13 protein-coding genes are annotated in these 14,200 nt (G+C 40.0%); 8 read left to right on the top strand and 5 right to left on the bottom strand.

Going from position 1 to position 14,200, the window contains the following annotated elements; all coding sequences use genetic code 11:
• Positions 1-5 precede the first annotated feature (5 nt).
• The 3 genes from purD to AACZ73_RS08410 all read left to right on the top strand — a co-directional run bounded on the left by purD (position 6) and on the right by AACZ73_RS08410 (position 3,285).
• A complete protein-coding gene (purD, locus tag AACZ73_RS08420; RefSeq protein ID WP_339877113.1) occupies positions 6-1,292 on the top strand; it encodes a phosphoribosylamine--glycine ligase in 1,287 nt (428 codons plus the stop codon).
• A gap of 132 nt (positions 1,293-1,424) precedes the next feature.
• Entirely contained in the window at positions 1,425-2,837 is a 1,413-nt protein-coding gene (gene ricT / locus AACZ73_RS08415; protein ID WP_339877451.1) for a regulatory iron-sulfur-containing complex subunit RicT, read from the top strand.
• Entirely contained in the window at positions 2,830-3,285 is a 456-nt protein-coding gene (locus AACZ73_RS08410; protein WP_339877111.1) for a gliding motility lipoprotein GldH, read from the top strand. The genes ricT and AACZ73_RS08410 overlap by 8 nt, the downstream gene beginning before the upstream one ends.
• A gap of 8 nt (positions 3,286-3,293) precedes the next feature.
• Here the strand turns inward: AACZ73_RS08410 and AACZ73_RS08405 are convergent, their stop codons facing one another.
• Positions 3,294-3,746 carry a GNAT family N-acetyltransferase gene (locus tag AACZ73_RS08405; protein WP_339877109.1) on the bottom strand — a complete coding sequence of 151 codons (453 nt, stop codon included), beginning with the start codon at positions 3,744-3,746 and terminating at the stop codon, positions 3,294-3,296.
• 167 nt (positions 3,747-3,913) lie between these two features.
• Here AACZ73_RS08405 and AACZ73_RS08400 point away from each other — a divergent pair, with 167 nt between their 5' ends.
• Both AACZ73_RS08400 and arr read left to right on the top strand, forming a co-directional pair.
• Positions 3,914-5,095, top strand: a complete 1,182-nt coding sequence (locus AACZ73_RS08400; RefSeq protein ID WP_339877108.1) for an MFS transporter — start codon at positions 3,914-3,916, stop codon at positions 5,093-5,095.
• Positions 5,096-5,175: 80 nt separating this feature from the next.
• On the top strand, positions 5,176-5,607 hold the full coding sequence (arr, locus tag AACZ73_RS08395) for an NAD(+)--rifampin ADP-ribosyltransferase (protein WP_339877107.1): 432 nt from the start codon (positions 5,176-5,178) through the stop codon (positions 5,605-5,607).
• Between the two features lie 131 nt (positions 5,608-5,738).
• Here the strand turns inward: arr and AACZ73_RS08390 are convergent, their stop codons facing one another.
• Positions 5,739-6,197 (bottom strand): small multi-drug export protein, encoded by a 459-nt coding sequence (locus AACZ73_RS08390; RefSeq protein ID WP_339877106.1) that lies wholly within the window; start codon positions 6,195-6,197, stop codon positions 5,739-5,741.
• Between the two features lie 536 nt (positions 6,198-6,733).
• On the opposite strand from AACZ73_RS08390, the gene AACZ73_RS08385 reads away from it, so the two are divergent.
• Positions 6,734-7,195 carry an SRPBCC family protein gene (locus tag AACZ73_RS08385; RefSeq protein ID WP_339877104.1) on the top strand — a complete coding sequence of 154 codons (462 nt, stop codon included), beginning with the start codon at positions 6,734-6,736 and terminating at the stop codon, positions 7,193-7,195.
• 53 nt (positions 7,196-7,248) lie between these two features.
• On the opposite strand, the gene AACZ73_RS08380 is transcribed toward AACZ73_RS08385, so the two are convergent.
• Together AACZ73_RS08380 and AACZ73_RS08375 are read right to left on the bottom strand one after the other, a co-directional pair.
• The gene (locus tag AACZ73_RS08380; RefSeq protein WP_339877102.1) at positions 7,249-7,986 is read right to left on the bottom strand and encodes a phytanoyl-CoA dioxygenase family protein; all 738 of its coding nucleotides are present in this window, start codon (positions 7,984-7,986) and stop codon (positions 7,249-7,251) included.
• 137 nt (positions 7,987-8,123) lie between these two features.
• On the bottom strand, positions 8,124-10,283 hold the full coding sequence (locus AACZ73_RS08375; RefSeq protein ID WP_339877101.1) for a S9 family peptidase: 2,160 nt from the start codon (positions 10,281-10,283) through the stop codon (positions 8,124-8,126).
• A gap of 452 nt (positions 10,284-10,735) precedes the next feature.
• On the opposite strand from AACZ73_RS08375, the gene AACZ73_RS08370 reads away from it, so the two are divergent.
• Positions 10,736-12,007, top strand: a complete 1,272-nt coding sequence (locus AACZ73_RS08370; RefSeq protein WP_339877099.1) for a DUF445 domain-containing protein — start codon at positions 10,736-10,738, stop codon at positions 12,005-12,007.
• Positions 12,008-12,099: 92 nt separating this feature from the next.
• On the opposite strand, the gene AACZ73_RS08365 is transcribed toward AACZ73_RS08370, so the two are convergent.
• Positions 12,100-12,549, bottom strand: a complete 450-nt coding sequence (locus AACZ73_RS08365) for a KTSC domain-containing protein (RefSeq protein WP_339877097.1) — start codon at positions 12,547-12,549, stop codon at positions 12,100-12,102.
• 403 nt (positions 12,550-12,952) lie between these two features.
• Here AACZ73_RS08365 and AACZ73_RS08360 point away from each other — a divergent pair, with 403 nt between their 5' ends.
• A complete protein-coding gene (locus tag AACZ73_RS08360) occupies positions 12,953-14,146 on the top strand; it encodes a hypothetical protein (RefSeq protein ID WP_339877096.1) in 1,194 nt (397 codons plus the stop codon).
• Positions 14,147-14,200: the final 54 nt, after the last annotated feature.

The raw sequence follows: 14,200 nt of genomic DNA, 5'->3' as shown, positions 1-14,200 counted from the left end.
AGTCAATGAATATACTCTTATTAGGAAGCGGAGGCAGAGAACATGCTTTCGCTTGGAAGATCGTACAAAGTAAAGATTGTACCCAATTATATGTAGCTCCTGGCAATGCCGGCACAGAAAGTATCGCTACCAACGTCAAGATCAGCATTACTGATTTTGATGCTATCAAAGATTTTATCACATCAAAAAATATTGACTTAGTAGTTGTAGGCCCAGAAGAGCCTTTGGTCAAAGGAATCGTAGACTACCTATTATCCCAACCTGAAACTGCAGATATTCCTGTCGTAGGTCCATCCCAACTTGGAGCCACGCTGGAAGGAAGTAAAGATTTCTCCAAGCGTTTTATGCAGCGGAACAATGTACCAACTGCTGCTTACGAAACTTTCTCGGCAGACCAACTGGAAGCCGGTCTAGCTTATCTTGACAAGCAAACACTTCCTATAGTACTCAAAGCCGATGGCCTAGCCGCAGGCAAAGGCGTCCTTATCTGCCTGACTCTGGACGAAGCTAAAACCTCTCTCAAAGAAATGCTTCTTGATAAAAAATTTGGTGAGGCATCCTCTAAAGTTGTAATTGAAGAATTCCTGACAGGAATTGAGCTATCTGTTTTTGTGGCCACTGATGGAAAAAACTATAAGATTTTGCCGGAAGCGAAGGATTATAAACGAATAGGTGAAGGAGATACAGGGTTGAATACGGGGGGAATGGGTGCAGTGAGCCCTGTGATTTTCGCCGATGAAGCTTTTATGGCAAAAGTGGAAGAAAAGGTAGTGAAGCCTACCGTAGATGGTCTTGCCAAAGAAAACATCCCCTACAAAGGATTCTTGTTTATAGGCTTGATGAATAAGGAAGGCGAACCGAAGGTAATAGAATACAACGTACGCATGGGTGACCCGGAAACGGAAGCTGTACTGCCTAGAATTGAAAGTGATTTCTTGGCTCTGCTTCATGGCATCGGAACTGGGACACTGGATTCCTACGAATTGCAAATCTCTCCTGATTACGCAACTACTGTGGTAATGGTAAGTGGTGGATACCCTGGTTCCTATGAAAAAGGGAAAGTCATTACTTTACCTGACGCCATCAAAGGAGCAGAAATTTTCCACGCAGGGACTAGTAGAAATCAGAAGGGCGAATTAGTCAACCAAGGTGGTAGGGTAATCGCCGTCACAGGCAGAGGCGAGTCTCTGCAGGAAGCGCTTAGCAATGCTTTTACTACAGTAAAACACATCAGCTGGGATCAGGCTTATTACCGCAAGGATATCGGAATGGATATTCTGAACTTAATGTAATTAAACCCAAAACTAATCAGGGTCTTACCCTGTCTATATATTATGTCTGGATGTAGCACATGCTCAACCTCCTCAGGAGGAACCGGAGGATGCCAAAGTAACGGCACTTGCGGGACGAGTGATTGTAATAAAATGAATGTTTTCGATTGGCTATCTCACATGGGAATTCCCGAGGTGGACAACTTTGACATTGTAGAAGTCAAATTCAAAGGGGGCAGAAAAGAGTACTATAGAAATGTAGATTTTCTTGCCTTAAATACCGGTGACCCAGTAGTGGTAGATGTTCCTAGTGGACATCATATTGGCTACGTATCACTTCAGGGCGAACTCGTTCGCCTTCAGATGCAAAAAAGAAAAATCAGGAATGACGATGAAATCCTGAGAATATACCGTGTCGCAAATCAGAAAGACATGGAAAAATGGGGGGAAGCACAAAACAGGGAAATCCCTACCCTTTACAGATGTCGTCAGATTGTAGAAGAATTTGGGTTGAAGATGAAAATGTCAGATATAGAATATCAGGCAGACAACTCCAAAGCTACATTCTATTACTCTGCAGACGATCGTGTGGATTTCCGTGAATTGATCAAAGCACTCGCAGGAGAATTCAGAATCCGTGTGGAAATGCGTCAAATAAGTCTTCGGCAGGAAGCTGGAAGACTTGGGGGAATTGGAGTTTGTGGGAGAGAGCTTTGTTGTTCTACCTGGTTGGTTGACTTTAAAAATGTAAGCACCTCTGCAGCTAGATATCAGAATCTTTCTCTCAACCCTGGCAAACTGAGTGGCCAGTGCGGTAGGCTGAAGTGCTGTCTCAACTATGAACTCGACACCTACATGGATGCAATAAAAGACATTCCTTCTGTGGAGCGTCCATTGCAAACCGAGTCAGGCCCAGCAAAGCTCCAGAAGACGGATATATTTCGCAAGCTGATGTGGTTTAGCTATAATAACGATAACGATTGGCATAGCATTACCTGCGAGCGTGTGAAAGAGATTCAGGCGATTAACGAGAAAGGAATTAAAGTTTTTACACTTCAATACAACGAAGCGTCAGAAATAGAAGACCTAGCAGCTAAATCCACAAGGGAACTGGAACTTTTGGATAAGAAGTTTGCAAACTCAAGTCCGAAGCGTAAGAAAAAACCACGCCCTCAGAACAGAAATACCGGAGGAGTCAGAAATGCTCAAGCGGGGAACCAACCAGCGCAGAAACAAAATCAGCCTGATGTAAAACCAAGTGCTCCTCAAAATCAGAGAGCAGCGGGTGATCAACCTAAAAAACGCAGAAATAACAAAAGCAGAAATAAGCCTAGAAATCCTGAGGCAGGTGCAGCTCAGACTCTAGTTCCTCAGCCTCAGCAACCAAAGGCGCAAACAGGAGCTCCAAAAAGGCAAAATGTACAGAAGCCAAAAGCTAATGACGGCAACACAGGAAATACTGTAAATCCAAATTCAGGTGATGCAAAGCCAAAACCAAAAGGAAAAAAGAGATTTCCTCCGAGAAAAAACCAAGGGCCAAATCCAAATAAACCTGGGAATGAATAAGGTAAACTTTTGCCTATTAACTCTACTAATCCTCGTATTTTCAGCCTGTTCAGACGAGCGGATTTACGAGGATTTTAAAAGTCTTCCCAATCAAACTTGGGGAATTACTGACAGTTTAACTTTCGATCTAGGGGATGTGAAATTGATAAACACTCCCGATTTAGTGGCTGTGAAATTCAATGAAGAATATGCGTTTTCTAACTGCTATCTGAGAATTATCTCCAAGGATTCCTCAGGAGTAACTTTGGACAATAAGCTAGTTAATATGATTTTATTTGATCCAAAATCCGGAGAACCTCTTGGTGAGGGGTTTGGTAATTCATACACTCGTTACGATACACTTCCATTCTTGTTTCACCAAAACACAAAAAGCGTAACTCTCCTGCAGTATATGCGACAAGATCAACTTCCTGGTGTGGAAGCTGTAGGGATTAAGATTTTGGAGTAATTACCTAGTTATTTCAACTCCTTCTGAAAACAAAGGCTATTCTCAATCCCAATGTATTGATCATAATTTGGGATGATGGAGTAGCCTCTCTTTTTATAAAGTGATACTGCCTCCACTTGCCTTTTTCCAGTTTCAAGCACACATTTTTTATAGCCCATTTCTACGGCCCAGTTTTCTAACTCAGTGAGTACTCGGGATGCCAACCCTTTGCTCCTAGCCTCAGGCTTGGTAAACATACGTTTTACTTCCATAGTCTCACTATCAAATTCCTTGATTGCCCCGCAAGCCACTGGTTCATCATTATCATAGCCAACCACCACATTTTTTAGCATAACTATCGTATTAAACTGATTGTAATAGTCATGGTCTCTGCCATCTTTTTCGGCTAAGTAAGCATCTAGTAGCTTGACTAAGGCTACAAAATCAGGATTGGAGGAATCGGTGCGTGTAAGTGTGATCATGAGATAGAAATAATTAAACGAAAATTTAGGAAGAATTTCTCATACCTGTATAAGGTAAATAATGGGTATTTAAAGGCCTTTAATTCAAATATGTTTATTTGGGAAAAGGTGATTGCATTACTCAATGTTATTGATTTTCTTAACCAAACTATTAATGACATTCATCCTTGAAAAAGCTTATCCTACTTCTCGTCATCTATCTGGCATTCATCAGTCTTGGCTTGCCTGATGCGCTTCTTGGTTCTGCATGGCCAGAAATGTATAAGTATTTAAAAGTTCCTATTGACTATGCGGGAATTATTTCGATGATTGTGGCTTCAGGAACCGTAATTTCTAGCTTGTTAAGTGGGTATTTTATCCAAAAATTTGGTGAGGCCAAGGTGACTACTGTGAGTGTTATCCTGACTGCTATTGCGTTGATGGGATTTTCTTATTCTCAACACTTTTTGTTTCTCTGCCTTTTAGGTATTCCATTGGGTTTGGGTGCGGGAAGTGTGGATGCTGCGTTGAACAATTATGTAGCAATTCATTATCAGTCCAAGCACATGAATTGGCTTCATTGTTTCTGGGGAGTCGGCGCGGCTATTGGGCCGATAATCATGGCTGGTTATCTAGCTAAAGGAGATGTTTGGTCGCAAGGATACCACACCATCGCCTGGATCCAAATCGGTCTCGTGGCTATTTTGATATTATCACTTCCACTGTGGACCTCCAAAAAACCAGACGGAGAAACAGAACAAAAAGAATCATCTCAAAGTCTACTCAGCTTAATCAAAACAATCCCAGGATTAAACCAGGCTTTGTTGATTTTCTTTTGCTATTGCACGATTGAGGCTACTTTCGGATTGTGGGGAGCAAGTTATTTGGTCTTTGAAAAAGGCTATACGGCAGACCAAGCTGCAAGATTGGTTTCGCTATATTATATAGGAATTACAGTTGGGAGACTGTTTTCCGGTTTCCTTACAGAATATTTCACCAACCGTCAACTTGTGTATTTGGGACAAGGAATTATAGCTATCGGTTTAATTTTATTATTCTTACCCATTTCCTCATTTCTCTTACCAGGATTTCTGTTGGTTGGGTTAGGCTGTGCACCGATCTTCCCAAGTCTTTTGCATGACACTCCAATGAACTTTGGAGAAAAAAATTCTCAAAAAATCATGGGAATGCAAATGGCAAGTGCATATGTCGGAATTCTGCTGATGCCATTCATCTTTGGAAAGATCTCCACTTTCACAGGATATTCATTTTTAGTAGGATTTTTGGGAATATTCCTTCTGTTGATGACGCTTTTTACCAGAGGGTTATATAAAAAAGTGAGAAAGAAATTGAACGTCATTGAATCTTAAAATCCATATTCAATTTTACCATATTAAACTTTTTATATTTATAAAAGCTCAAAGGATTTTATTAAGTAAATAATAGTGAAGTGAACTATCCGACAGAACAAAATCCCACACCTTTTGCGCAAACTTACTTCCATGGCACAAAAGCTGACCTGGCACTCGGAGACTTAATAGAGGCAGGATACAATTCCAATTTTGGGAAAAGGAAAAATGCGAAATACATCTTTCTTACCGCCACTTTAGACGCTGCTATCTGGGGAGCTGAATTGGCGTCAGGAGAAGGAAGAGGAAGAATTTTCTTAGTTGAGCCTACAGGTCCATTGGAAGATGATCCCGATTTGACGGACAAAAAATTCCCAGGAAACCCAACAAAATCTTACCGATCTACAGATCCTTTCAAGGTAGTAGGAGAAGTCAGTCATTGGAAATCACATTCTGAAGAGCTTGTCATAGCTATGAAAGCACAACTTGAAAAATTAAAAGATCAGGGAATCGATTCTCTTAACGACGAATAGAGCATACTCATAATTGCCTTTAAAGATCGGCTAAGCGAAGAGCAAATACTAGTCTAAAAGTGATCAGGTAAGAATTGAGATAAAATTTATCTTCAGGTTTCCTTTCTATAAATGACTTATAAAAATGAAGGTTATTTAAATCCTCCAGTTGCAACTACCGTAGTTACCCACACAATGACGCATGAAATAAAAATCCCTATGGTATTTGCCAGAAAGGCTTTTTTTCTTTCCATACCGAAAAGATAACTTGCAATAGTTCCAGCATAAACCCCCGTACCGGGAATCGGAAGAAGCACAAAAAACATCAGTCCCCAAAAACCATATTTTTCCACATTTTTACCTGCTCCTGATTTTGCTCTTCGTCCAATATAAATCGCCGCCTTTTTGTAATGATACCATTTTAGGAAATAACGATTTACCACATCCAGAAAAAACGTCATGACTGGAAATACCAGCACATTGGCAAAAAAGCAAAGCGCAAAAGCCAGATAAATATTTACATCGTTTAGGAGCGCATATGGAATACCTAATTTTGCTTCTCCAAATGGAGAAATACTCCAAAGCATGGCGATAAGTATGTCGAGAAACATTTTGGGGTGATTTAATGCAGCTGAGATAATTGGGTTCCTGAGTACTTCTGCAGGTCAGAATCTCAAACTATTGCTAGAAACGCCAATCTCCGAAAAAGAGTTGACCTTTCTTATTTGCAAAATGTAACCCCCTCATTAGTAAGTAGAATAAAAAATGAAATTTTGTTCTACTGATAAAAATGGATAGTGTGACATTAAAATTAGATAATCAAAATGGTTTACTTATTCTACTTTTTATACTTAATGTCACTCTTGAAAAGAATTTGCACTTGGATAGTATTCATATTAAATAACACCAGCTTCACCAGCCGATCACGTTCAAATAAAACAAGCGCCAATAACAGATTTCATTGTTAGCGCCTATTTGTTCCGGCACTCCATTACACTTAGGTCTATATTTTGGCAACACACAAACTGCCTAATTGCCTCCACCCGTGGATTAGTAATTAGCAGAATGTCTTCAAGTATCTATATAAACATTTCCCATTTTTTATGGTTAAACATTACCAAAATCATATACTAAGTAAATTGTCAAAATGGGAGTTTATCAACTTGCAAGAATCCAAACTTTTCAGCAACCAATAGAAACGCTGTGGGACTTTATTTCTGATCCTAGGAATCTGAAGAAGATAACTCCTGAATATATGGGTTTTGACATTACATCAAAGAATCTATCAGACCGGATGTATCAAGGTATGATTATCAAGTACAAAGTGTCGCCGCTTCTAGGAATTAAGACCACTTGGATTACCGAAATCACGCATGTTAAACTCAATGAATACTTTGTGGATGAACAGCGAGTGGGGCCCTATAAACTTTGGCATCATCAGCACTTTTTAAGGACAACTCCCGAAGGAACAGAGATGGAAGATATCGTGACTTACCAGCCACCTTTTGGCATTCTTGGGAGTTTCACCAACAAACTTATCATTGAAAAAAAATTGAATGAAATCTTTGATCACCGTCATGCAAAGCTGATTGAAATATTTGGCAAGTGAATAAAAGTTCTCTGTTGTGAATCGAATTGAGATTGATCTTTTAACACTACTTACTAGACATCCAGAATCCATTTACCTTTTTCACCTATCCGTTGTAATGTCTCCGATTTGATATATTTCTTTTGATCAATCTGCTGAGGTTGCTGTCTGGTGCAAAAATAACTGTGAATGCTCCTTCTCACTCCCTCCGTTTGATTGGTAGTGCCTCCATGCCAAACGTGCGAGTTAAAGATAAAGACAGAACCTGCCGGAGCAATAATCCTGATTTCATCCGGGTGCTTGGCAAAGGTATCTGTCATCACTTCATCCGGCAGTGAGCTAAACTTGTGCGATTTGGGCACAATCCGGGTCGAGCCATTATGGGCTGTGAAATCGTCTAACAGCCAAATGCTATTGCATACTTGAAAAGCGTTATTCACCACAGTGTTTTTCCAATCCACATGCAGTTTCTGAAGTCCTTGTTGTGGCTTCGCCGCTCGATAATTTAGAGAAGAAAGTTTATATGCATTTCCTAAAACTACTTCTATTCCTGCAAGCACTCGAGGATGCGTATAAAAAATATCAAACACTGGCCCCTTGTTCACCAAGTCAGCCAATCGGTCAGCGCCTTCTTCTTTGGGATGTCGGATGTACTTAGATTCTGCGAGTTCTGCTCCTGCATGTTCACCTTCGGATTCCATCAGTTCCAATATTCTATCATTGACTTGTTTGACTTCATCGGGGGTCAATAGCTGACCTAAATCCAGGTAGCCCTGATCTTCTAAAAATTCGATTTCTTCACGGGTAAGCATAGCAGACTTTTTTTAATCCTAAGATATACAGATATGTAGATATTCCGAAGTGGTACTTTTGATTAAAAATAAACCCCTCCAATTATTCAAACTGGAGGGGTTTCACGTTTTAGAAAATCAATACGATGTGTTGAGTATCAATTAGGATGGGTCACATAGCGCTCGAAAAATTCAACAATACGGCCTATCCTGTCAAGTCTCCTGTGCACAGCACCAGATCGGGATAGCTCATGGCCCTCATTTGGATAGCGAATGTATTCTATTGGTTTACCCATGATCTTGAGGCTTTTGTATAGCAATTCCGACTGTCTCACTCCTGTTCGCAAGTCATTATCTCCATGGAAGATCATCAGAGGAGTCTGTATGTTCTGTACATAAGTTTGGGGACTGTTGTATTCTAGAATCTCTTTCACTCCTTCTTCCCAAGGATATCCAAAGTAATTTGGCACCAATCTCCAAGCATTTCCCTCTCCCATAAAGAATGTCAATTCATAAACTCCTCTCTGTGCCAAAGCTGCTTTAAACCGGTGATCATGACCAACTATCCATGCAGCTAAATATCCTGCATAAGATCCGCCAGTCAAAACCAGCTGATCTTCATCTATCCATTCGTATTCCTCACCGGCTTTATCCAATGCTGTCAAAACATCCTTGGCTGGACCATCTCCCCAATCCTGATAATTACCTTTTTGAAAATCTTTTCCATAGCCTCCACTTCCTCTTGGATTGGCATAGACTATCCCATATCCTCTTCCTGCCAGTACCTGAAATTCGTGCCACATACTTGATTCTCCCGGTCCCCACATCGCTGTAGGTCCGCCATGCATTTCCAACAAAGTAGGATATTTAACCCCTTCTTTTAACCCATAAGGAGGCATTACCCAATAATCTACCCCAAATCCGTCTTGCTCAAAATGATGACCTTCAGGCATTGAAACCCAGCGATCGGTAAGCCAAGCCGTATTGTAACCCGTGAGCACTTTTTCATTTTTACCATTTATTGATGAAAAGTAAAGTTCGCTTGGATTGGCAACTTCAGCCTTGGCATACACCAATTGATCACCATGAAGATCAAAGCTATTAATTCCTACCGGACCTGATATTACTTCGGTAATTTTACCACTGGCCGCATTTGCTTTGTAAAGAGTCAGTCCGCCTTTATTAGCTCCTGAAAAGAATATTTCCTTGCTGTCATCACTCCATTTTGCTCCTCCGACTCTTCTATCAAGTTCTTCAGTAAACCATTTCAGTCCAGATCCATCAGGTTTCATGGTGCCAATCAGACTTTGGTTAAACGATCTATCTTCTGTTTGCTGCCCTGAAACCATAATGAGATTTCCATCCGGAGAAAATTCCGCTCCATAGAACCGGTAATTCTCCTTTTGCAAAAAGACAGATACGGATTTGTCCCCAAGACTGATTTTGTAGAGGCTGGAGTCTTCTATTTCATCGGGATGTTGCTCACTTTCCACACTGCTGGCTAGAATATATGAGCCATCAGGTGACCATACAGCCGATCCGAAATTTTGGTAACCGGAAGTTAAGACTTCAGATTTTTTATCAGCCAAGTCGATTACTCCCAAATGCCTGAAATTGATATCTGTCGATAATCCCCGCTCACCTAGGAAGTTCATTCTATCTATAACGCGAGGATCATTTTTCGAAGCATTTTTAGCCAGCCAAGCCCTCAACTCACTCACATCCCCATCCATGTTTGGCTTGGATTCCTCTTTGGCAAGACCTTCCTTGATAGCTGCATAGTTTGGTTCGTCTCCGTATGTGCGACCTGGACGTGGATTTGGCCAGACTGGATCGCCCTCAATAGCCCACATAGGCACTGATACAGAAAATAAAATCTTTTTCCCGTCAGGAGACCAAATAGGTCCAGAAGCTCCATTTTTCTCAGAAGTTAGCACTTGAGCTTCACCCCCATTCATAGGCAAAATCCAAATCTGAGATTTTCCTTCCCATGTCTTGGTAAATGCCAGTTTCGTTCCATCAGGGGATAGGCTATAATTCGAGAGATCATAAGATGGACTGTTTAATACCTTGAATTCTTCTGGATTTTCAATGTTCATCATGATCAACTGGCTTTTGTAATCATATTCATCATTCTTTTTTGATTCGATGAAATTTTTAACAAAAAGTACATGCTTTCCATCTGGCAAAATCTCTGGGTCGGATACTGTTACAATTTTCTCCAGATCGCTTAATTGTATGGGCTTCTTTTCCTGTGCCCACAGGATGCAGCTCCAGAGCAGCAATGTGAATAATAATGTGGTACGTTTTGATCTCATAAGGTCGGTTTTAAAGATGTCGGATACTTATATGGTATTTATATTGAACATATTAAAAATTGCCGAGGCAATTTTACAATTCGTGATTGGCAGTAATATTTTAGGACAACATGCCGAATAAGCATTTGATAGGAATCGATAATTTCAACTTATTGAATCTCTATTTTAATTCTTTGGTTAAAAAGTATAATACTCTTTGTTTTTAGTCATTCTGAATATTGTGTCTATAAAAGTTAATAGGATTATATGAAATGATTCGATATGCTGTAATTGCTTTGAGGAATTAAAGAAGAGACAACATAAGGAAAACGGCAAATGGCCTAACTCTTGAGTTGAGCTTATGATGTATTAATTTCCTTGCTCGTAAAATGGCGCATACAGATAAATTAATTTAGCTCAGATTATATTATTGACGCCTTCAAATCTTTTAGTCTTTATAATTCTTCAATCAGATGAAAAAAAGAATTGGAACAATTTCATTAGCCATTGCCATTATTGGCTTGGTATTTTTCGAAGTGATGTTGCGTATGGGTTTTCTTACGCATCAGGCTTGGAAGGTAGTTCTTGCAGGATTTGAAGCTGCTGCTGTCGGAGGCTTTGCGGATTGGTTTGCAGTAAGTGCTCTTTTCCGGGAAATCCCAATTCCCTATTTCAGAAAACACACTGACATCATTGCGAAAAACAGAGATAAGTTGACCGAAGGAATAGTGGATTTAGTCACCAATAAGTGGCTTTCCCCTGAGGTGATTTCTGAGAAAATGAGCGAAATGGATCCCACCAAGGCTATTTTGTCATACTTGAAAACCCCAAGCAATCAGCAGAAAACTATTGACGTGGTCAAGAAAATCGTACTGAAGCTAGCAGATGAATTGGACAACCCTGGTATGGCTGCCTCTCTTAAAGCCATGCTCAACGGCCAAATCAAGCAACTGGATTTGGCTTCGACACTTGGGGAATGGTTGGAGAAGTCAATTAAAAGTGGTGACCATCATCAGCTTTGGGAACTGATGATCGAGGCTAGTTCCAATTCCATATACAGTCCGGACATCCGGACACTTTTACTAGAAAAACTGGAATTTGCCGCTGCTGAATACGCAAAAAAAAGCCTTGTAAAAGGGATTACTATGTCTCTGGCAAAATCTTTAGGAGGAATTGATCTAAAAGTCCTTGCCGAAGATCTGCTTAGGAATGCAGAGGAATTTCTAGCTGAGGCTAAAGCAAATCCAAACCATCCAATCCGGGAAAAATTTGATCAGTGGATGCTGGATTTTGCGGGAAAACTCTCTTCAGGCGATGTAGAAAGTAAAAAAATGATTGATAATTTCATCTTGGGATTTACACAGCATTCTGACGCGGAGAAAATCATTCAAAATCTTTTGACAGGTTTCAGGAAAACTATTCGGGAGCAACTCGAAAATGACAAAACTCCACTTATGCAGTTTGTCATTTCCAATTTGAACAAGATGATTCAAGAATTGGAAAACGACCCTGAAGTTCAGGGAAAAATCAATCGCTGGATTAAGGAAACCGTATCCCACCTAATTACCCAATATCATGGAGAGATAGGTAATATGGTACGCAGCAGTCTCACCAAGCTTGACAACGAGGAACTAGTCACCCAAATAGAGGAGAAAGTTGGTAATGATCTTCAATATATCCGCTTAAACGGAGCTGTGGTGGGCGGCTTGGTCGGAATACTTATAGCCTTGGCTAAATTAATTTAAATCCAACGCCAATAATATTTAAGAGTTGTTGGAGAATATACCGTCTACGTGCTTTTAGCAATAGACAAAAGCTGCACAAAACTTAGAAGGCTTTATTCCTGATCTACACTTTTCTTGGTCTTTCTATAGACATAGTTCGGATAGATAGCTCTTTTGGCAAAGCGGTTTATCTTGTCACTGTTTATCATTTTTTGAAAGACTGTGGGAGTCACACCAAAGTATTCATAAGTCGATCCGTCCACAAACGTGATTTCCAGCACCATTCCTTTATGATGGTAATCAGCGATGCCTCCTACATTTATCGTCTCTGTGTATGCCTCCAAATTTGCAGCATGGGTTTCCGGAGCTATGCTTACCAAAAAATGATATCCATCAATCACCTTTCGGCTTTGAACTTCCGCTTCTATTTTCATAGCATCTCCATACTGAAATTTGTCAGGATGCCATTCCTTCACCAGATTTCTATAAGTCTTTTTCAAAACCGACAAATCGATTTCATTTTCCACTCCAAAAAGTTTCTTGTATTCCTTGATGCGTTTCATGTATCTAAGTTTTGATTTTTATAGGTCTTCCCGAACTTTAAGTAGGAATTCTATGCTATGAAAATGATCAGAAAGCGGGGCAATTACACCAAGCTATATCTTCCATCGTATTTTCTTTGCGGGCGCAAAAGTAGATCTTTATTTCACGGAAATCACCATTTGTGCAGAATGATTGGAGATAATGTGAATCTATCCGCTTGATTAATCAAACACATTCTCTGGATCCTACCTCAATGTAGAATGGCTAACAAAAAAAATAGCTCAGAATATTTGGGATTTGACCTATTTAACCCACTTTTAATGACTCGATTAGGAAGTCTAATACAGCGAAAAAGTCATCCTTAAAGTTGTATGAGCAAATCTGCATTTCATACTCAATATGCTTCACTTCTACATTTATTCGATGAACTCAAAATTATACTTACTACTCTTTCTTTTCCTCTCTATCTCAGGTTTGGTGATTGCACAGACGGAAATCACCGAACAAATTAAAAACGACCGCGATAACCAGCTCAAAGAACTAAATCAAAAACTTAAAAACAACGAGGAGGTGGTCAATCAGCTTACGGAGAAGCTTGCAGCAACTGAATATAAAACAGCATCGGAAAAGGAAAAAATCGATGACTTGGAAAAACTTCAGTTTGCATTGGATAACCGGCTGAAAATTCTGGAAGAAGCTCCAAAAACCAAGATTAACCTCAATGGTCAACTTGCTTTCACTGAACTACTCAGTATACAACGGGATATCCAGCCACTTGAATTGTTCCTAACTTCCCAGACATTTTTTGATCAGCTAGGGAGTATCGGCAAAATCCAGCAGTACAAATCATTTACAAGCTGGAAAAGTGAATTTGACAAATGGTATGACAAGGAAGGTAAATCAGATGCTATGACTGCTTTGCTTCAAAACTCCCTTTCCTTAATTTCATCGACTTCCTCCGTAGTGCCACTTTATGGGACGTTGGTGAATAGTGCTGTGTCGGGAGTAACTGGTTTGATGGGGACACTGGGCAAAAAAGAAAAAGACCTCTACGACAAAACTCCGGAAATGCTAAAGATTCTGACTATTTCCAGCCAGTTCGAACAGCAGAAATCCATCATTGACCACGAATGGAAATTGATCAATCAAGAACTGGAACAACTGCAAAAAGAAAACACCCAGTTACTGGATGAACAGATGAACTACTTTGCCATAGATAAGTCACGCTACGAAAGCAGATATCTCCGAGCGACGCTAGACTCAGAACGGGAGCAATTTAAGAATGAATGCAGAAAATCCATTTCCGATAAATTAGCCACACTAGACCGATCGCCGGAAACTAAAGGCAAATGGCTTGGTCAGGTGGAAACCTATATGTATAAAGTTCAGTCTCTGAGACTGAGATTTGGACAGCTTACTACCAGAATGCTGGCAAATATCGACCAATATGAATCGCTTTTAAAAAACTACTCAGACCCTGGAAAATTTCCTGCAGAGTTTACAACCAAGATCTTAGCAATGAATAGTCCTCTTAACAATTTGCGTAATAAATTCTATTCAAGCTTTAACCCAGCCAAATACGTAGAGGATTCCGCTGTGATGTACATTGAAAGATAGAATTGTAGTTTTCAACTCACTACTACTAATTTCTTTATCTTTTAAAACTATTAT

This window comes from uncultured Algoriphagus sp., from assembly GCF_963974835.1.
Lineage (GTDB): Bacteria > Bacteroidota > Bacteroidia > Cytophagales > Cyclobacteriaceae > Algoriphagus.
The sequence above is the reverse complement of the archived record's forward strand: the minus strand, read 5'-3'. Positions and strand labels throughout refer to the sequence as shown.